Source organism: Streptomyces avidinii, from assembly GCF_014650695.1.
Taxonomy (GTDB): Bacteria; Actinomycetota; Actinomycetes; order Streptomycetales; family Streptomycetaceae; genus Streptomyces; species Streptomyces avidinii.
Window position 1 is genome coordinate 117,499 of sequence record NZ_BMVL01000002.1, and the last position, 18,241, is coordinate 135,739.

The window sequence follows — 18,241 nt, forward strand, 5'->3', positions numbered from 1 at the left end:
CGGGGCACCCCGAACGCCGGGGAATGGGCGAATCGGGGACGGCGTCCCGTCGGGGTCGGCAGGATGGGGGCATGGACCGTGGGGACATGAGGCCGCGCGGGTCGCGGCCGGTGGTGGTGCGCGTGCCGGTGGAACCCGTAGAGGCCGCAATGGAGGCCGACGCGCTCGACGCAGTGGCGCGGGCGGGCGATGTGGTGGTGCGCGGCCCGCTGTTCGGGGTGGCGGCGCAGTCCCCCGACGACGGCCGGCGGTGGCGGGTGGTCCTCGAAGTGACGGCCGGCTGCCCGCAGCAGGCGCGCGACGGGCTGAACTCGCAGCTGTGGTTCCACGCCAAGGACGAGGCGCAGGACCGGGCGGAGCGGCGCGCGCTGCTGGCGGCGGTCGCCCGGCTGGAGGGCGAACGGGTCGACGAGCTCGAAGTGTCCGGGACCCGGTACCGGGTCGTGCGCGCCGAGGAGTACGCGGCCTCGGGCCCCGGCGGTATGGAACCGCCGCGCCCCACCGATCCTGAGCCCCTCGTGCCCGACTGGGACCGCGCCGTCAGGGAGCCCGAGATCGACGACGGCCTGGTCATGGATCCCGACGCGCCGGTCACCCCGACCCGGGCCTACGAGCAGCTGGCGCTGCGCGACCTGTGCTACACCGGCGAGCGGTTCCCCGAGGACGTGCGCGCCGATTCGCGGCGGGCACTGGACACCCATCCGGACGTGCTGGTGATGCCGCCGACGTTCACCGTCGTGGAGCAGACCACCGGCGGCTGGCGGCCGGTCAGCGGCCCGCACTCCACTCCGCATTCCGCCCGCAAGTCGCTGGACTTCGCCCTGACGTGGATGTGGCCGCGGATGCGCGGCCACATCCCCGAGGACGCCGACCCGCGCACCGATGCCCGTACCTGGGCGCCCCCGGACGGCGGGGACGGCAGGAAGGCAGCAGACCTGCGGGCCGCGAAGCTGGCCGCGTACGCCCGGGCCGCCGACACGCTCCGCGTCGGGCGCGTCAACCGACTGGAGTTCCAGGGCGCCGTGTACCGGATCGTCCGCACCCGCCGTCTGTTGCGCTGGGGCCCCGACGGGCCCGAGGGCCCGCGGCCCTCCGACGTCAACAGCCAGGAGCCCGCGCGCATCCACCTCACGCTCGACGAGGACGGCCACGTCCTCCCCGACGACTGACCCGGCGTTTCGACGTGCACCACCGGTCCCCATGGGAAACGGTGGACCCGCCCCACTGCACGGCCTGACGTGCGACCTGACGTGCGACCTGACGTGCGACCCCTGTACGGCCCGCTGATGCCCGGAGGAGACACCCATGAACTGGACGCTCGAAGTCGTCCCCGTCCCTGTCACCGACATGGATCGCGCGAAGAGCTTCTACGCCGACCAGGTCGGCTTCGGCATCGACCTCGACGACGAGGTCTCGCCCGGCGTGCGCATCATCCAGATGACCCCGCCCGGTTCCCGGTGCTCCATCGCCATGCTCCAGGGAATGCCCGAGGTCCCCGGTGGCCGGACCATGGGGCCCGGCACCCTGCACGGCCTTCAGCTGTGCGTCACGGACATCACGGCGGCCCGCGAGGAGCTGGTCGCCCGGGGCGTGGAGGTGTCGCCGGTCCGGCACATCGGCGAAAAGGGCTGGGAGGAGGGGAAGGGCGGCACCTGGAACTCCTTCCTCACCTTCGACGACCCGGACGGCAACAGTTGGGTCGTCCAGGAGGCCCCTTCGGAGCTGTCCGAGCGCTGAAGGGGCGGGCACCCGGTACGCCGCGCCGGCGGGCAGATGTACCAAGCCCGCCCCCCTGCGGGGAGGAATCCCGGCGCGTACGGCCCGGCCGCCCGCTCATATGACTCGTAGGACCAGTACATTCCCCATTTCATCCGGTTCGTTCTATTTTGGGGATGTGCCTTGCGTCGTACCGCTGTCGCTCTGACCCTGCTGACCGCCCTCTCCTGCGGTTCCTTCGTGGGCTCGCAGGCCGTCTCTGCCGCGAGCGCACCGGCGGGCGCCGGTGGCGGAGGCGGTGGCCGGGGCACCAACATCCTGGTCGTCGGCATCGACAGTCGTGCCGGGCTCTCCGCGGCGGAGAAGCGCCGCCTGCACGTGGGCGGCAAGGGGTGCAACTGCACCGACGTGATGATGCTCGTCCACCTCTCCCAGAACCGGCGGCGCGCGAGCATCGTCTCCATCCCGCGCGACTCCTACGTCGAGTACGCGGGCACCACCTCCCCGGCCCGCAGCGGCAAGATCAACGGTGCGTACGCGATCGGCGGCGGCCCGCTCACCGTGGCCACCGTCGAGAAGGCCACCGGTCTGCACATCGACCACTACCTGGAGACCGGTTTCACGGGCTTCGAGCAGACGGTGAACAACCTCGGCGGCGCCACCCTGTGCACGGACCGGCCGCTCAAGGACGAGAACTCCGGACTCGACATCGGCGCCGGCCGTCACCTCGCCGACGGGAACGGAGCACTTCGCTACGCACGGGCCCGGCACGTCAACCTCCGGCCCGGCGACCTCGGCCGGGTCCGCCGTCAGCAGCGCGTGGTCAACGACCTGCTGGCCCGCCTCACCGCGGAGGGCTCCCTCGACGGACCCATCAGCACGGCACGGACCGTGCGCACCCTGCTGAAGACCGTACGCACCGACGCGCGGACGGGACTGGACGACCTGGTCCGCATCGGGTGGGCGCTCGGTCGCCTCCGGGCGGACCGGACGGAGTTCGCGACCGTCCCGATCCGGCTCTTCGACCACCGCGTGCCCGGTGTGGGTTCCACCCTGGTGTGGGACGAGGCCCGCTCCGCCGCGTTGTGGGACGCGCTGGGCGCGGACCGCCCGATCACGGGCGACACCCGTATCCAGCCCGTCGCGGAGCATCCGGCCCCGACCGACCCGACCCGGATCACGGTCCGCGTGGACGACGCCGACGTCGCCGCCGCCCTGCGCGGCAACGGATTCGCCGTCACCGACACCTCGCCGACCGCACCCGCGGTGCGCCCGTCCGGGCCCCCGGTCGTCCGGTACGCCACCGGCCAGGAGGAGAACGCGGCGACCGTCGCGGCCGCCCTGCCCGGCTCCCGCCTGCAGGTGGATCCGGACCTCGACGCGGTCGTCGAGGTCGCCGTCGGTAGCCGGCCCGTGCAGGTCGACACCATCACCTATGACCGCAACGTGGCCGACGGCGCCCCCGTGACCGCCGACCGCCTCCGCTGCGCCGAAGCCCCCGCGGCGGCCGGGTCGGCCGGGGCCGCGCGGCCGGCGGGCGGTACGGCGGGCGGTACGGGGCCGACCGGGCGACGATGAGAGGTGTCGACGACGCACGGCCACAGGCCGCACCGAATGAGCGGCCGCCGGGGGCGACCGCGGCGCGGCTGCGGTACTGGAGCGGCGACGGCGCGCACCGCTCCCGGTGGGCTGCCGCGGCCGGGGGCCGGGGCCGTCCCGGAGGAGCGGGTGCAGCAGGATGCATGAGGACACCCCACTCGAGGAGCTGATCAGCAGCGCCGCCCAGGACGCCGGAGGGTGGTTGGGCGCCCTGCCGGTCGCGCTGGTGGCCACCAGCAGCGACGGGATGGTGGTGCGCTGGAACCTCGGCGCCCAGCAGCTCCTCGGCTACACCCCGCCGCAGGTGCTGGGTCGGCACATCTCCGACCTCCTCCACCCGGGAGCCGACCGCAGCCTGGGCCGGTCGTTGTGGGAAACGGCCGCCACCGGCCGCGGGGTCATGGGGACGGTCACCGCCTGGCACCGCGAGGGCCACCCGCTGGAGCTGGAGATCTGGGCCTGCCCGGTCCCCGACCGCCGCCACGGTGCGTCGGCCGTCCTGGTCTTCGCGGCCGACGCCCACGCGGCCCGCCGCATCAGGGGTTCCTCGGCCGTCTGGGACGGGTTGTTCGCGCGCTCGCCGGTCGGGATCGGAGTCCTCGACACGCAGTTGCGTTTCCTCCAGGTCAACCCGGCCCTCGAAGCGATGAACGGGCTGGCGGAATCCGCCCATGTGGGGCGGCGGCTGGCCGAGGTGCTGCCCGAGGTGAACGCCGGTGAGATGGAGGCGGCGATGCGCCTCGTGCTGGACACCGGCGAGCCGGTCCTCGACCGGCGCCGTACCGGCCGGACCCCGGCCGATCCGGAGCACGATCACGTGTGGTCGTGCTCGTACGTGCGCGTGGAGGATCCCGGTGGCCGGCCGATCGGCGTCATCGCCTCCCTCCTCGACATCACGGCGCAGCAGCGCGACCACACCGAGGCCGAAGCCGGCCGCCGCCGGCTGGCCCTGCTCAGCGAGGCGAGCTCCCGCATCGGCGCCAGTCTGGACCTGGAGCGCACGGCGCAGGAGCTCGCCGACCTCGCCGTCCCGCACCTCGCCGGCGCCGTCACCGTCGACGTGCTCGACTCCCTGGCCCGCGGCATCGAACCGGGCACGGGACTGGCCGGGGGCGTCGCCCTGCGCAGGCTGGGCAAGGCGCCGTTGACCGGGTCCACCGTCACTCGGGTCCTGGCGCCCCTGGGCAGAACCCTCATCTTCCCGTCGAACGCCCCGTACACCCAGGCCCTCTCGGCCCGCCAGCCGTTCCTGATCGCCCACCTCGACGAGGAGGCGGTCGCCCCGGCCGCCCGACACTCCCCCAGGCCCGTCCAGCTCCTGCGGATCGGCGTGCACTCGTTCATGATGATCCCGCTCATCGCCCGCGACATGGTGCTCGGCGTGGCCACCTTCTACCGCACCGGGCCGGTCGGCCCGTTCGGGTCCGACGACGTCACCCTGGCCGGCGAGCTCGCGGCCCGTGCCGCCATCAGCATCGACAACGCGCGCCTCTACCACCACGAGCACGAGACCGCGGTGGTCCTCCAGCGCAGCATGCTCCCCCAGCACGTCACCCCACCGCCCGGTATCGAGATCGCCCACCGCTACCTGCCGGCCAGTGACGTCAACGAAGTGGGTGGTGACTGGTACGACGTGCTCCACCTGAGCGGCGGCAGGGCAGCCCTGATCATCGGCGACGTCATGGGCCACGGCATCGCGGCCGCCGCCGTCATGGGACGCCTCTCCGCGACCGTCCGCGCGCTCGGCCGGCTCGACATGCCGCCCACGGCCCTGCTCCACCAGCTCGAAGCCGCCCTTGCCGACCTGTCCGACCCGATGCTCGCGACCTTCCTGTACGTGGTCTGCGACCCCGCCACCGGCCACTGCACGGTCACCCGCGCCGGACACCCGCCCCCGGCCGTGGTCCAACCCGACGGCACCGTCTACCTCGTGAACACCCCGCCGGGCGTCCCGCTGGGCGTCGGCGGGATCGCCTTCACCACCACCGACATCTCCCTGCCGCCCGGCAGCCTCCTCGTGCTCTACACCGACGGCCTGATCGAGGCGCGCAGCCGCGACATCGACGAACGGCTGGGCGAGCTCACCGGCCTGCTCTCCGGACCCCAGCAATCGCTCGACCACCTCTGCGACTCCCTCATCGCCCACTTGGTCCCCGCCTCCGCCGACGACGACATCGCCCTCCTCGCGGCCCGCATCGGCGGACCCGTCGACCGACGGCCCGGGTGAATCGGGCCATCGGCCCTCCTGCACTGTCACTCCGCACGCCCGGACCCGTACAGTCCGTGATGCCGATGCGCCGCCCCCGGGCAGCGCCCCGACAGCCGGACAGGAGTCAGCCGTGGCCACCGACGCCAGTAGCAGGCCGATCGCCCCGCAGCGGTCCGGAGCGGGGCGACCGCTCCCGGAGGCGGACGCCGCCTGCGTCGAGCGGTGGCTTACCCATCAGGGTGAACTGGTCGACCTGTTGGCGCAGGTACGGGAGCGGCTCGGCGGCGTCGCCGCCTTCCGCCTCGGGTCGCAGCCGACCGTGCTGGTCACCGGGCCCGAGGCCGTGCAGCACGTACTGGCCCTGCACCCCGACCGGTACGTCAAGCGCTCCCACCGCGCCCGCCTGCTCATCGGCGACGGGGTGCTCGCCGCGACCGGCGAGGCCTGGAAGCGCCAACGGAAGCTGCTCCAGTCGCAGTTCACCGGAAGGGGGATGCGCCGGTACGAGCAGCGGATCACCGAGGCGGCGCGGACCACGGCCGGGCGGTGGGCCGGCCATGCGCGCAGCGGGCGGACCTTCGACCTGGGTGAGGAGATGCGCCGTTTCGCGCTGGACACCATCTGGCGGGCCTTGACCGGGCATCCGCTCGACGATGCCACCGCCCGCGAACTGACCTCCGTGGCCACCGTGGTGGCCGCGCTGCCGAGCCTGCCCGCCGATCGTGTCGACGCCCGGGACGCCGTCGCCGACGACCTGGCCAGGATCGACGAGGTCGCCCGGCGGGCGGTGGCCGCCGCCCGGGACGAAGCGCCCGGCGCCGACGGGCCGGGGCTGCTGCAGGTGCTGGTCGACGCCTCGGCCGAGCGTCCCGAGTACACCGACCGGCTGCTGCGCGACGAGCTCGTCACCCTGCTGGTGGCCGGCCACGAGACCACCGCGACCACGTTGACCTGGCTGTACCTCCTGCTCGACCGCCACCCCGCGGCGCGCGAGGAGGCCCTCGCGGCGGGCGGCGAGGGCTCACCGGAACGGCGCGAGGCGCTCCAGGCACTGGTCAGCGAGACGCTCCGGCTCTACCCGTCCGCCTGGATCCTGCCCCGGCACGCGCCCGAGGCCGACGTGCTGGCGGGCTACCGCGTCGAGGCGGGTACGGATCTGCTGGTCTGCCCCTACCTCACCCACCGCGATCCCGGGCTGTGGCCGGACCCCGAACGCTTCGACCCCCGGCGCTTCACCACTCCCGGCGGCCGTCCGACCGGGCCCGGGACCTACCTGCCGTTCGGAATCGGTCCCCGCGCCTGCCTCGGCCAGCAGTTCGCCCTGCGCGAGTCGGTCGCCCTCCTCGAACTCCTGCTGCCCGCCCATGTCCCGGCCTTCCGGACCGTCCCCACCGGGGCGGCGTACAGCATCATGGTCCGCCCCGACGGTCCGACGCCCGTGACCCTCACGTCCTGAGCCGAAGGCGCGCCGCACCGTCGCGCCGCACCGCCCGGCCGGCCCGGCGGCTTCTGTCAGGAGGAGGCGCGGCGGATGGCGGACAGGGTGCGGGAGACGTCCTCGTCGGTCGTCGACCAGTTGCTCACCGAGATGCGCATGACGCGGCGGCCGTGCCAGGTGGAGCCGCTGATCCATGCCGTTCCCTCGGCGAGGAGCCGGGCCAGTACCCGGTCGGTGCGTTCGTCGTCGCCGAACTCGGCGCAGACCTGGGTGAACACCACGTCGTTGAGGACGGTCGCGCCGTCGATGGCGCGGATGCCGGTGGCGAAGGTGCGGGCGTGGCGGCACAGCCGGTCGACGAGGTCGGCCACGCCCGAGCGGCCGAGGGATCTGAGGGCGGCCCATACGGTGAAGGCCCTTCCGCGGCGGGAGAGTTCGGGGACCTTGTCGACCGGGTCGCCGTGCTCGTGCTGGATGAGGTACTCGCCGCGCAGGCCCATCGCGGACCGGAGCGCGGAGGGGTCGCGGACGACGGCGAGGCCGCAGTCGTAGGGGACGTTCAGGGTCTTGTGGGCGTCCGTGGCCCAGGAGTCCGCCTGCGAGCAGCCCCCGGTGAGGTGGGCGCGGGCCGGGGAGGCGGCTGCCCACAGGCCGAACGCGCCGTCCACGTGCACCCAGGCGCCGGCCTCGTGAGCCGCCCGGATCGACTCGGTGAACGGGTCGAAGGCGCCGGAGTGGATGTCGCCGGCCTGGAGGATCACGATCGTGGGGCCGTGATCGACGCCGGCGGTCGTGAGGGTGCGGCGCAGGGCCTCGGGGTCGATGCGTCCCTGCTCGTCCGCCGGTACGAGCTCGGGCCGGCCGAGACCGAGGTAGCGCAGGGCAAGGTCGATGGCCATGTGGCGGTCCTGGCCCGCGATGACGCGTACGGGTGGCCCACCGGTGAGTCCGTCGTGGGCGACGTTCCAGCCGGCCCGCCGCAGGACGGCGTCGCGCGCGGCGGTGAGGCAGGTGAAATTGGCCATGGTGGCGCCGGTGGTGAAACCGACGGCGCTGTCGGGCGGCAGACCGAGCAGGTCGAGCAGCCAGGCGCCGGCGATCTCCTCCGCCGCCGTGTACGCGGGTGACGCCGCGCGCATCACGCAGTTCTGGTCCCAGGCGCTGACCAGCCAGTCAACTGCGAGTGCGGCCGGTTCGGTGCCGCCGACCACGAATCCGTAGAACCGGCCGCTGGGGAACGCGGTGAGCCCCGGCTCGCAGGCCGTGGCCAGCAGGTCGACGACGTCGGCGGGCGTGCTCGGCGCATCGGGCAGCTCGACGCCGAGCGCGCCCACGATCTCGTCGACCGAGGCGCGGGCGGGAACCGGGCGGTCGGACAGGCTGGCCAGCCAGCGGACGGCATGGCCGTGCGCCTGTCGGAGCGCCGCCTCGCGCTCGTCCATACCTCGGACTATGGGACAGTCCCCGCCCGCCCGCAAGCGGTCAGTGGATGACGCTGAAGCTGCGCCAGGGCAGGCTCACCGGGGCCGTCACGTTGCTGAGGGTCGTCGCCACGTAGATCCCGTCGGCCTTGTCGGTCTTCTGGCAGTCGGGCGTCCGGTACAGGACCACGTCGACGAGCGTGTTGTTCTCGACGTGCGTGGCTCCCTCCGGGATGGCGATCCTGTGGCAGCCGACGACGAGCGTGTTGGAGTAGCTCACCTCGACCGGCGAGTCGTGTCCGCGGAAGCTCAGCATGCCGACGGTGCTCCGGCCCAGGCCCGAGCAGGCGCTGGCGGTCAGCAGCAGTGCTGCGGTGCCCACGGTGATGCTGATACGTCGGCTGTGGGACATGGGCTCGGTCCTCGTCTGTGCGGTGGTGACGGTCCTTGTCCACAGCCTGACCCGGCGGGGCGCGGGTGGCCTCCGCTGCTCCGCCGACCGGATGAATGTCCGCACCCCCTACAGGCTCAGGGCGTCCTCCGCGTTGTTCATCCAGGCGGTCACGGAGTTCTTGTCGGGCGAGACGTAGAGGCCCGGGGTCGAGGCCTTCAGCGGTGTCTGCTTCAGGTCCGACTCGGTGCTCATGGTGAGGGCGATGGAGTTGACGGTCTTGCCCTTGCCGTCCTTGGCTCCGCCCATGAGCCCGGCGTAGGCGGACTGGCCCGGCTCCAGCCTGATCGCGTCGTCGATGCCGGGGGCGGCGCCGCGCTCGGTGGCCTGACCGTCGAGATCGCCGAAGGTGACGACCGGGTGCCCCAGAGCCCTGCACGCCTTGGTGCCCTTGTTGGTGATCTTCAGCAGGTAGCTGCTCGTCGTGGGCTCGGCCAGGGACGCGGTGAAGGTCACGTCGAAGGTGCTGCACGGGAAGACGTCGTAGTCGGGGTCGGTCGAACCCGGCGTCGGCGACGTGGCCGGCGACGCGGACTTCGACGGCTTGGCCGAAGCGGACTTCGAGGGGCTCGCCGACGCGCTCGTGCTCGTGCTCGGGCTCCCGGACGCGGATGCGGATGCGGACCCGCTGCCGGAGGGACCCGCCGCGCCGTCCTCGGTGGGCCCGCAGGCCGTCAGGGCCAGTGCGGATACGGCGGCGAGGGCGATGGCGGCCTTGAGTGCAGTGCTCATGATGGTGGTCCCCCTGGGAGAAGCGCGGAACGCGCCGGGCTGGGCCGAGCTGGTGAGCACCAGCGTCCCGCAGAAGCTTCACAGCTTGGTGACGGTGCGTTGCCGACTCGAACACGGTCGGGGCCGCCACGCCCTACCATCTCGGTCCATGGGGAGATCAGAGGAGAACGGCCGTGCCGACGCGTGGGCCGTCACCGTACGGGAGCACGAGCAGAGGTCCGGTCCGCCGCCGCGCGGGCCGGCCCGTCCCGCGGGCCGGCCGCTCGCCCGGCGGCAGGATCTGCGGATCCACGGCACCACCGGCAAGATCAGCTGCGTCGACGACTCCGGCCGCACCCGCTGGACCTCACCCTGTTCCGGCCGCCCCAACGCCGCACACATATCCGGCGGCCGCGTCCTGGTCACCACGGACTCCCTCGCGTACACGCCCTGGGGCAACCTCGGCCCGGCCCTGCTGCTCGACCTGGCGGACGGCAGCCTGATCACCGAACTGCGCGGCGAACGCGGCGCGGCCCTCGGCGGCGGCCGGTTCGTACTGGGTCTTGCGGGCTACGACGCCTTCGACACGTGGGCGTACGACCGCGACGGCACCCTGTACGACTCCTGGCGCAGCTACGGCCATTACGTCGTCGGGACCGGCATCCGCGTCGTCGAAACCGACCGCAAGCTGCCCACCGGCAGCCGGGTGGTCCGGCTGCTGCCCGGCGGCGCCGTCGACCGCGGACCGTTGCTCACCGATCCGCAGACCCCGTCGCCGCTGGTCCTGCCGGACGGCACGATCCTCGTGCTCGACGCCGGCGTGCTGCGTGCCGTCGGCCGCCGGCTGGAGGACACGGTCCTCGCCGAGCTGTTGCCCGTCGACCCCGAGGAAGCCTGGCGTTACCACGGAGCGCTCCACCGCACCGGCGACGAACTCACCGTGACACTCACCGAACGGCACCCCGACCGGCTCGGCACGGCCGACGAGCACACCGTCCGGACCTGGACTCTCGCCCTGCACCCGAACGGGGCAGGGCCCCGGCCGGGGCCGTCAGTTCGCCACGACGGTGAGCAATGCCGAGACGACGGTGACCGCTGACGCGGCCACCATCCAGTTCCGGGCCGGGCCCGACAGCACCGGGATCCCGTCGGCGTCGTCCTCCTCCTCGGATTCCTCTTCCGGCTCCCGCCGGCGCGGGCACGAGCCGCAGGCCGGATCGTGGACCAGTGTGTCGAGCCAGACGACACCGTCGAGCGGTGCCCGAGCGAACAGCATCCCGTCAGATTCCATAACCGGACAACGCCATGATCCGCATCAGGCCACTGCCGACGGCCGGACCGAGGCCCAACCGTTGCCGACCAGCCGATCACACAATGAGGTGAACCGACCGGGTCGTCGGGACCGGCTACCGGACCCGGCGGTTGTCGTAGACGGTGAGGCAGAGCGCCCGCATCGCGGTTTCCGCCCGCTCGGGGTCCGCGCCGTGGTCGATGGCTTCGAGGGCGGCGGCCGCCGAGGTCCGTACCGGGTACGGCAGGCCCTCGTAGGCGGAGATCCGGTAGGCCATCTTCCGGCGGGCCTCCCGCTCGCTCCCGCTCACCCCGTCGAGGGTCAGGGGGAAGACGGCCGCCTGATAGGTCGCGATGCAGACGAGCGCGGCATCGGCGAGCCCCTCGGCGTATCCGTCGGCCGGGACGACCTCCCGGTCCGGCTCGAAGAGCGCGAGGACCTGCCGACGGGAGAGGAACGATCCCAGCCCCGCGCCGAGAGCGGCCGCACCTCCGAGGACCACGGCCATCAGCCGGCCGGACAGCAGCAGGCCGAGGCAGGCTCCGGCGACCGCACCGCAGGTCACCAGTACGAAGCTGATCATCAGGTGGATGCGCGCGGCGGGCGGGGACGTCATGGCAGCAGTATGCACAGCGGCTCAGACCCGGCGGTCGGCCGCGTCGAAGCGGGCCAGGGCGAGGGCTCCGGCGTGCAGGGATCCCTCCAGCGCGCGGTAGGTCGCCCCGTCCAGGCCGCCCAGCGCCTGCGCGACCTCCTCGGCGGCGTCGCGGGCTATCTCGGCGGCCAGCTCTTCCTCCGGGATACGGGGCCCCAGCTTGCTGACCGCCGATGCGGCTCGGGCCGGGGTGAGCAGGCCGGTGCCGTGGGCGAGCAGCCAGCCGGGGACTCCGGCCGCGCCTTCGGCCGGGGCCTCGTAGGGGCGTGAGCCGTCGAACCGCTCGTCCTCCGCGAAGGCCGGCTGCTTGAACTTGGCCATGGGCCGCCCGGAGTCACGGGATTCCCCCGCGGGCTTGACGACGAGGCCCTCGGCGAGGTTGTCGGGCAGCGCGGGCAGGCCCAGCAGGCCGGGCAGCCGGGTGGGGAAGACCACCGGCAGCTCCTGGAGGCGCGCGAGCGGGCCTTCGGCCAGCAGCGGGACGCAGCGCAGCCCGGCCGCGGTCGCCGCCGCGCGCAGGGTCCGGTCGCCCACCCAGCGCAGGCCGTCGTCGTCGGCGACGGTGGCGTCGAAGGGCAGCCAGAGCAGATCGGGCGCGTACCAGACGCCGGTCTGGACGGGCTCGGCTCCGGGCACGGCGGGTACGTCGGGGTGGGGGTAGCGGCCGCCCGCCAGTTCGCCGTAGACGGTGACGATCGCGGCGGCCGGGGCTCCGGTGTCCTCGCGCAGGGTCCGTGCGCAGCGGGTCGCGGCGACGGCCAGGGCGGGCCAGATCCGGCCGACGCCGAAGAAGTCGTCCAGGCCGCCGTCCGCGAGCAGTTCACGCCGCTTGGCGGGGTGCGCGCCCGACGCGTCGCACACGATCGCGAAGTTGGCGCCGTGGATCTTCTCGTGGGCCACCCAGTTCCGCCCGCGGGCCTGTCCCAGCCGGGTGTTCGCGGGGATCTTCGGATACGGGGTCCAGGGGCGGGGTTCCGGGTGCACCGCACGATCGTAACGAGCGCGTCCGAGACGCCGGTGCGGGGGTGGCCGGCACCCCTGGCCTGCCGCAAAAACCATTTACCACCGGAGAGTCGGCGCTTTAGCATGACGCCCCATGCCTACCACTGAAGAGATCATCGAGAGTGCCCTGGACCGGATCGGCGCCGGTTACGTCTTCCCCGAGAAGGTCGCCGCCATCGAGGCCGCGATCCGTGGCCGCCTCACCGTGGGTGCCTACGAGGGCCTGGACGGGCCCGCGCTGTGCGCGGCGGTGACGGCGCACCTCCAGGAGGTCTGCCCGGACAAGCACCTGCGACTGCTGTGGACGGACGAGCCGCAGTCGCTGGATCCGGTGGACGAGGACGGCGGGCAGGCCGCGTTCCTGGCACTGCTGCGGGCCGAGAACCAGGGGATCCGGCGCGTCGAGCGACTGGAAGGCAACATCGGGCTCATCGAGATCACGCGCATCGCGAGCGCCATCGAGGGCGCGAGCGCGATCGGCGCCGCGATGCAGCTGGTCGCCCACAGCTCCGCCCTCGTGCTGGACCTGCGCGGCTGCTTCGGCGGGGCGCCGGAAGGGGCCGCCCTGTGGTGCAGCTACTTCTTCCCCGACGACCAGGTGCACCTCAACGACATCTACGACCGGACCTCGGACACGACCCGCCAGTACTGGACGACCGCGCAGCTGTCCGGGCCCCGCTACCTGGACCGGCCGGTGCACATCCTCACGAGCGGGGTCACCTTCTCCGGGGGCGAGGACGTGTCGTACACCCTGCAGGCGCAGGGGCGGGCCGTCGTGGTGGGTGAGACGACCCGGGGCGGCGCCCACCCGACGGCCCGGTACGCGGTCGCCGAGCACGTGCTCGTGACGGTGCCCGCGGCCCGGACGATCAACACCGTCACGGGCGGCAACTGGGAGGGTACGGGCGTCGTTCCCGACGTCGAGGTCCCCGCGGAGCAGGCTCTGGAGGCGGCGCTCAAGGCTCTGCGGCCCGGCCTCTGACCCCTCGGCGCGGTCGGGTCAGAGGGGGTCCACGTCCAGGAAGGCCGCGAAGGCGGCCTCGGTGTCGCCGGTGCCCCCGGGCAGGGCCAGTTCCGCCCAGATGACCTTGCCCTCGGGCGTGTAGCGCGTGCCCCAGTGCTCGCTGAGCTGAGCGACCAGGAACAGGCCCCGGCCGCCCTCGTCCGTCGTGGCGGCGTAGCGCAGGTGGGGGGCGGTACTGCTGGCGTCCCACACCTCGCAGGTCAGGTTGTGGTCGTGGAGCAGGCGTACCCGTACGGGCCCCTTGCCGTGCCGCAGCGCGTTGGTGACCAGCTCGCTGAGGATCAGTTCCGTGGCGAAGCCGAGGTCGGTCAGACCCCACTCGTCGAGCTTCTTGGCCGCGGCGTTGCGTATGGCGCCCACCGCGCTCGGCCGGAACGGTACGTCCCACTGGGCGACCCGGTCCGGGCCGAGCGTCCGGGTCCGGGCGATGAGCAGGGCCACGTCGTCGGTGGGGCGGGGCGGCAGCAGCATGTCGAGTACGGCCCGGCAGCTCTCGTGCGGGTCCCGGTCCGGGTGGCTGAGCGCCACCCGCAGCAGTTCCAGTCCCTCGCTGATGTCCCGGGTCCGCTCCTCGATCAGCCCGTCCGTGTAGAGGACGAGCTGGCTGCCTTCCGCGAGGTCCAGCTCCGCGGTCTCGAAGGGCATGCCGCCCAGCCCGAGCGGGGGTCCGGCCGGCAGTTCCACGATCTCGGTGGTGCCGTCGGGGGCGACGACCAGCGGGGGCAGATGGCCGGCCCGGGCCATCGTGCAGCGCTGGGACACCGGGTCGTAGATCGCGTACAGGCAGGTGGCGCCCAGTACGCCGCCGTTCACGTCGTCGCCCTCCCCGTCGTGGTCGATGCGCTGTACGAGGTCGTCCAGGCGGGCCAGGATCTCGTCGGGCGGCAGGTCGAGGGAGGAGAAGTTGTGCACGGCGGTGCGCAGCCGCCCCATGGTGGCGGCGGCGTGCAGACCGTGCCCGACGACGTCCCCGACGACCAGGGCCACGCGGCAGCCCGCCAGCGGGATCACGTCGAACCAGTCGCCGCCGACCCCGGACTGCGCGGGCAGGTAGAAGTGCGCCACGTCCATGGCGCTCTGCTCGGGCAGGGCGCGCGGCAGCAGGCTGCGCTGGAGGGTCACGGCGAGGGCGTGCTCCCGGGTGTAGCGGCGGGCGTTGTCCATGCTGACGGCCGCGCGGGCGACGAGTTCCTCGGCCAGTGACAGCTCGTCCTCGTCGAAGGGCTCCTGCTTCTCCGAGCGCCAGAAGTTGACGACGCCGAGTACGACGCCCCGGGCCATCAGGGGCGCCGCGATGAGCGAGTGGATCCCGTACTCGACGATGGCGCGGGCGCGGGGCGGGTCCTGGGCCTCCCAGCCCGGCGCCTCGGCCAGGTCGGGTACGAGTTCGGCCCGGCCGGTGCCGTAGCCCCGGGCCTGGGGGGTGGAGGGCAGGAAGTCGATCAGCCGGCCGACGGGGTAGAGGGGGTGGTCGGAGCGGATGCCGCTGACCGCGGTGCGCCGCATGTCGGACCCGGCGCGGGGCTCCTCGCCCTCGATGACCTGGTCGGCCAGGTCGACGGTGACGAAGTCCGCGAACCGGGGGACGGCCACGGCGGCGAGCTCCTCGGCCGTGCGCACCACGTCGAGGCTGGTGCCGATGTCGCCGCCGGCGTCGTAGAGCAGTTTGAGGCGCCTGCGGGCCGTCTCCGCCCGGGTGGTCAGGACCTGCATCTCGGTGGAGTCGCGGATGGTGACGGCGGCGCCCTCCGGGCGGCCACCCGGGTGGGTGGGCCGCTGGTTGACGACGAGCAGCCGGTCGCCGCTCTCCAGGACCTCGTCGGTGGCCTCCCGGCAGGAGAGCAGCAGGTCCGCCATCCGGCGGTCCAGGCCGGGTACGTCCGCGATGTGGCGTCCGTCGGCGTCCTCGGGCAGTCCGAGCAGGCGTTTGGCCTCGTCGTTGGCCAGCAGGAGCCGCCCTTCGCCGTCGGTGATCAGCACCCCCTCGCGGACGGCGTGGAGCACCGCGTCGTGGTGCTCGTACATCCGGGTCATCTCCTGCGTGCCGAGCCCGTGGGTCTGGCGACGCAGGCGCCGGCTGATCAGGGCCGTGCCCACGGTGGCCAGGGCCAGACCGGTGGCGATGGCGAGGAGGATGACCGGGAGCTGGCGGTCGACGACGCCGGTGACGTTCTTGACCGTGAGGCCCGCCGATACGAGGCCGACGACCTTGCCGTCGGGCGCCGTGACCGGCACCACGGCCTGGATCTCCTTGCCGAGCGGGCCGTCGACGCTCTCGGTGTGGACCTGGCCGTTCAGCGAGGGTTCGATCGTGCCGACGAACCGTTTCCCGATGCGGTCGGGCTGGGGGTGGCTGTACCGGATGCCCTTGGTGTCCATCACCACGACGAAGTCCACTCCGGCGGCCTTGCGCGTGGTCTCGGCGAGGGGCTGGAGGACCGCGGACGGGTCCGATGTCTTCAGGGTGTCCTGGAGGCCCAGGGAGTGGGCGAAGGTCTGGGCCACGGACACCGACCTGTTGCGCGCCTCGCGTTCGGTGTCGTGCTTCGACTGGAGAACGAGGGCCAGCAGGGCCCCGGCCGCGAGCAACACCACGATCGCCACCTGGAGGACGAATACCTGTCCGGCGACGCTCTTCTTCCGGTTGCCTAGCAGTGACCGCACCGACGTGCCCGGCACGGGTGGCGAGGAATGGTCACGCACCCAGTTGTAGCACTTCCGGGCGTCCATGGCGCCCGGCGTGCACGATACGCGCCCGGATTGTCACACCCGGTCCGCCGGTTGCCGCAGTCGGTGCGGCTCTGGGCTTCGGCCCGGACGCCGTTCGCGGGGGCGCCGGACGGGTTCTGCGGGGACTGCGGGGTGGCGCCGGGGGTGGCGCCGGGGGTGGCGCCCGAAGTCGTCTCCGGGGCGCCCTCGGGGGTCCCATCCGGGGTGCAGGTGACCTCGTCGCGCGGCGTGTAGTGGGTCTTGAAGTCCTCGTGCCGGACTTCCTTGCCCCCTTGGACGAAGACACGGCCGACGGTGACGTCGAAGCCCTCCAGCGGGGTCTGGACCTCGCACGTCTCGCCGCTGCCGGTGCGCTTGCCGGGCGGGGTGACGTTGGTGCGCGGCCCCTTGGTCGCGCGTATCTCGTCGTACTTCTTCGTACCGAGGAGGGAGATCGTCAGCGAGGTGTCCGTGGACTGTGCCTGGATGTACAGGGGGTGGCCGGAGTCGTTGATCCAGCGCAGGTCGAGGGTGCCCCAGGCGACGGTGGCCTCCCGGCCCTCGGGATAGCGCTCGATGTAGAAGGAGTGGGCCCCGTGCTCGACGGGCTTGACGCCCGCGAAGAACATGGCGTTGTACATGGTCGTGGCGACCGCCGAGACACCGCCGCCGGGCGATTTCACGTACTGGCCGTCGTTGATCATGATGCCGTCGACGAAGCCGTTCTCGGGGGTGCGCTCACCGACCGTGCGGTTGAAGCTCCACTCCTCCCCCGGCATGACGACGGAGCCGTTGATGAGCTCCACGGCGCGGCCGATGTTGGTGGTGCGGTAGGGGGCGGCCGGGAAGTTGACGGTGAAGGAGGAGACCTTCTCCTTGATGCCGAGGCGCCGTGCTTCCTCACTGCTGAAGTCCGGCTCGACGGCCACGGTGGCGACCTCGCCGCTGCGGGCCGCGCCGGTACGGGTCAGCAGCGGCAGCACGGCCCGGCCGAGCGCCTCCTGGGTGACCTGTCGTCCGTCACGGCCCAGGTCGGCGAGCACCACGCGGCCGTCCGCACCGAGGCGGGGCGCGGCATCGCGCGGCGGGTGGGTGACCTCGTCGATCGGCCGGGCCACGGCGGGGTCGGCGAGCAGGCCCTTGGAGTCGAGCGCGGGCACGAGGCGGCCCTGTCCGTCGGCGCGCATCTTCAGGTGCTCGCCGAGGACTGCGGGGGTGATGGACAGGCGCTTCCCGGCGACCGTGAGGTTGACCGGCCCGGACATCGCGGGCTCGGCGAACTGGCGCATGGCCCGTCCGGTCTCCGCGGCGTCGACCCGCGGCCCTGTGCGCGTCACCGGCAGGACGACGGGGCCGGCGGCGGGCCGCAGATAGGCGGCACGGAGGGTGTCGAGGGCCTTGTCCTCGACGAGGGAGACGCCGGGGAGCGGGGCGACGGCCTTCGCCGTGCCCTTCTCGAAGGTGATCACCCCGTCGCGGACCTGCTGCTCGGTGGACTTGCCGAGGCGGTCGACCGCGGCCCGGGCGGTCTGCTCGTTCATACGGATCACGGGTGCCACTTCGCGGTCGGCCGAGGTGAAGAGGCTGCCGATGACGGTGACCGGGCCGTACCCGGTCCGTACGGCGCTGTCGAGGGTCGCGTCGGTGTCGAGCGAGAGCCCGAGCGCGGCGGGGTCGGCCTTCTCCACGCGGTCGCCTATCTTCACGGCGATCGGCGCGGCCGCGGTGGGCCCGAGCTCCCGGGTCAGGGCCCGGCGGGCCTCGGCGCGGCTCATGCCGCCGACGTCCACGCCCAGGACCCGCGTGCCCTGGGCGATGTCACCACCGACCGCGAACGCGGTCCCGTAGAGGCCGCCCAGGCCCAGAACGACGGCTCCTGCGGCCACCACCGGCAGAGCGATCCGTCGGTTGCCGACCCAGCTGCGCACGCGTCCCATATCTCTCCCGTGGCGCCGGCCGGTCTCCCGGGCGACGCGGGCCGCAACGGCAGCCATATACGACAATTACGGGGAAAA

Annotated in this window: 15 protein-coding genes; 7 read left to right on the forward strand and 8 right to left on the reverse strand. The window is 73.0% G+C overall.

What is annotated here, in order from left to right; genetic code table 11:
* Positions 1-71: 71 nt before the first annotated feature.
* The 5 genes from IE257_RS04670 (at position 72) to IE257_RS04690 (ending at position 6,980) form a co-directional block, all read left to right on the forward strand.
* A complete protein-coding gene (locus IE257_RS04670) occupies positions 72-1,169 on the forward strand; it encodes a DUF5954 family protein (RefSeq protein ID WP_189964999.1) in 1,098 nt (365 codons plus the stop codon).
* Between the two features lie 136 nt (positions 1,170-1,305).
* On the forward strand, positions 1,306-1,737 hold the full coding sequence (locus IE257_RS04675; protein ID WP_189965001.1) for a VOC family protein: 432 nt from the start codon (positions 1,306-1,308) through the stop codon (positions 1,735-1,737).
* A gap of 162 nt (positions 1,738-1,899) precedes the next feature.
* Complete coding sequence (locus IE257_RS04680) at positions 1,900-3,294, forward strand: LCP family protein (protein ID WP_229920119.1); 1,395 nt, start codon at positions 1,900-1,902, stop codon at positions 3,292-3,294.
* Between the two features lie 160 nt (positions 3,295-3,454).
* Positions 3,455-5,542, forward strand: coding sequence for a SpoIIE family protein phosphatase (locus tag IE257_RS04685; RefSeq protein WP_189965003.1), 2,088 nt, complete (start codon positions 3,455-3,457; stop codon positions 5,540-5,542).
* Positions 5,543-5,654: 112 nt separating this feature from the next.
* Entirely contained in the window at positions 5,655-6,980 is a 1,326-nt protein-coding gene (locus IE257_RS04690) for a cytochrome P450 (RefSeq protein ID WP_229920120.1), read from the forward strand.
* 56 nt (positions 6,981-7,036) lie between these two features.
* Here IE257_RS04690 and IE257_RS04695 read toward each other — a convergent pair whose 3' ends face one another.
* The 3 genes from IE257_RS04695 to IE257_RS04705 form a co-directional block, all read right to left on the reverse strand.
* Positions 7,037-8,404, reverse strand: a complete 1,368-nt coding sequence (locus IE257_RS04695; RefSeq protein WP_189965005.1) for a pyridoxal phosphate-dependent decarboxylase family protein — start codon at positions 8,402-8,404, stop codon at positions 7,037-7,039.
* 40 nt (positions 8,405-8,444) lie between these two features.
* Positions 8,445-8,795, reverse strand: a complete 351-nt coding sequence (locus IE257_RS04700; protein ID WP_189965007.1) for a hypothetical protein — start codon at positions 8,793-8,795, stop codon at positions 8,445-8,447.
* Between the two features lie 108 nt (positions 8,796-8,903).
* Complete coding sequence (locus IE257_RS04705) at positions 8,904-9,566, reverse strand: DUF4232 domain-containing protein (RefSeq protein ID WP_189965009.1); 663 nt, start codon at positions 9,564-9,566, stop codon at positions 8,904-8,906.
* Positions 9,567-9,714: 148 nt separating this feature from the next.
* Here IE257_RS04705 and IE257_RS04710 point away from each other — a divergent pair, with 148 nt between their 5' ends.
* Positions 9,715-10,644 (forward strand): hypothetical protein, encoded by a 930-nt coding sequence (locus IE257_RS04710; protein ID WP_189965011.1) that lies wholly within the window; start codon positions 9,715-9,717, stop codon positions 10,642-10,644.
* Here the strand turns inward: IE257_RS04710 and IE257_RS04715 are convergent.
* From IE257_RS04715 to IE257_RS04725, 3 genes are all read right to left on the reverse strand, one after another.
* Positions 10,597-10,821 carry a hypothetical protein gene (locus IE257_RS04715; protein WP_189965014.1) on the reverse strand — a complete coding sequence of 75 codons (225 nt, stop codon included), beginning with the start codon at positions 10,819-10,821 and terminating at the stop codon, positions 10,597-10,599. The two genes, IE257_RS04710 and IE257_RS04715, sit on opposite strands and share 48 nt — an antisense overlap.
* Before the next feature lie 130 nt (positions 10,822-10,951).
* Positions 10,952-11,452: a hypothetical protein gene (locus IE257_RS04720; RefSeq protein ID WP_189965016.1), complete on the reverse strand. Its 501-nt coding sequence runs from the start codon at positions 11,450-11,452 to the stop codon at positions 10,952-10,954.
* 21 nt (positions 11,453-11,473) lie between these two features.
* On the reverse strand, positions 11,474-12,475 hold the full coding sequence (locus tag IE257_RS04725) for an RNA ligase family protein (protein WP_189965018.1): 1,002 nt from the start codon (positions 12,473-12,475) through the stop codon (positions 11,474-11,476).
* Positions 12,476-12,587: 112 nt separating this feature from the next.
* Here IE257_RS04725 and IE257_RS04730 point away from each other — a divergent pair, with 112 nt between their 5' ends.
* Positions 12,588-13,475, forward strand: coding sequence for a S41 family peptidase (locus IE257_RS04730; RefSeq protein WP_189965020.1), 888 nt, complete (start codon positions 12,588-12,590; stop codon positions 13,473-13,475).
* Between the two features lie 18 nt (positions 13,476-13,493).
* Here the strand turns inward: IE257_RS04730 and IE257_RS04735 are convergent, their stop codons facing one another.
* Together IE257_RS04735 and IE257_RS04740 are read right to left on the reverse strand one after the other, a co-directional pair.
* Entirely contained in the window at positions 13,494-16,247 is a 2,754-nt protein-coding gene (locus IE257_RS04735; protein WP_189965021.1) for a SpoIIE family protein phosphatase, read from the reverse strand.
* Positions 16,166-18,163, reverse strand: coding sequence for a VanW family protein (locus tag IE257_RS04740; protein ID WP_189965023.1), 1,998 nt, complete (start codon positions 18,161-18,163; stop codon positions 16,166-16,168). Before IE257_RS04740 ends, IE257_RS04735 begins: the two co-directional genes overlap by 82 nt.
* Positions 18,164-18,241: the final 78 nt, after the last annotated feature.

Bases quoted from the DNA above. Each gene is read 5' to 3' on its own strand.
- IE257_RS04670 (WP_189964999.1), top strand. From the start codon at position 72: ATGGACCGTGGGGACATGAGGCCGCGCGGGTCGCGGCCGGTGGTGGTG.
- IE257_RS04675 (WP_189965001.1), top strand. From the start codon at position 1,306: ATGAACTGGACGCTCGAAGTCGTCCCCGTCCCTGTCACCGACATGGAT.
- IE257_RS04685 (WP_189965003.1), top strand. From the start codon at position 3,455: ATGCATGAGGACACCCCACTCGAGGAGCTGATCAGCAGCGCCGCCCAG.
- IE257_RS04695 (WP_189965005.1), bottom strand. From the start codon at position 8,404: ATGGACGAGCGCGAGGCGGCGCTCCGACAGGCGCACGGCCATGCCGTC.
- IE257_RS04700 (WP_189965007.1), bottom strand. From the start codon at position 8,795: ATGTCCCACAGCCGACGTATCAGCATCACCGTGGGCACCGCAGCACTG.
- IE257_RS04705 (WP_189965009.1), bottom strand. From the start codon at position 9,566: ATGAGCACTGCACTCAAGGCCGCCATCGCCCTCGCCGCCGTATCCGCA.
- IE257_RS04710 (WP_189965011.1), top strand. From the start codon at position 9,715: ATGGGGAGATCAGAGGAGAACGGCCGTGCCGACGCGTGGGCCGTCACC.
- IE257_RS04715 (WP_189965014.1), bottom strand. From the start codon at position 10,821: ATGCTGTTCGCTCGGGCACCGCTCGACGGTGTCGTCTGGCTCGACACA.
- IE257_RS04720 (WP_189965016.1), bottom strand. From the start codon at position 11,452: ATGACGTCCCCGCCCGCCGCGCGCATCCACCTGATGATCAGCTTCGTA.
- IE257_RS04730 (WP_189965020.1), top strand. From the start codon at position 12,588: ATGCCTACCACTGAAGAGATCATCGAGAGTGCCCTGGACCGGATCGGC.
- IE257_RS04735 (WP_189965021.1), bottom strand. From the start codon at position 16,247: ATGGACGCCCGGAAGTGCTACAACTGGGTGCGTGACCATTCCTCGCCA.
- IE257_RS04740 (WP_189965023.1), bottom strand. From the start codon at position 18,163: ATGGGACGCGTGCGCAGCTGGGTCGGCAACCGACGGATCGCTCTGCCG.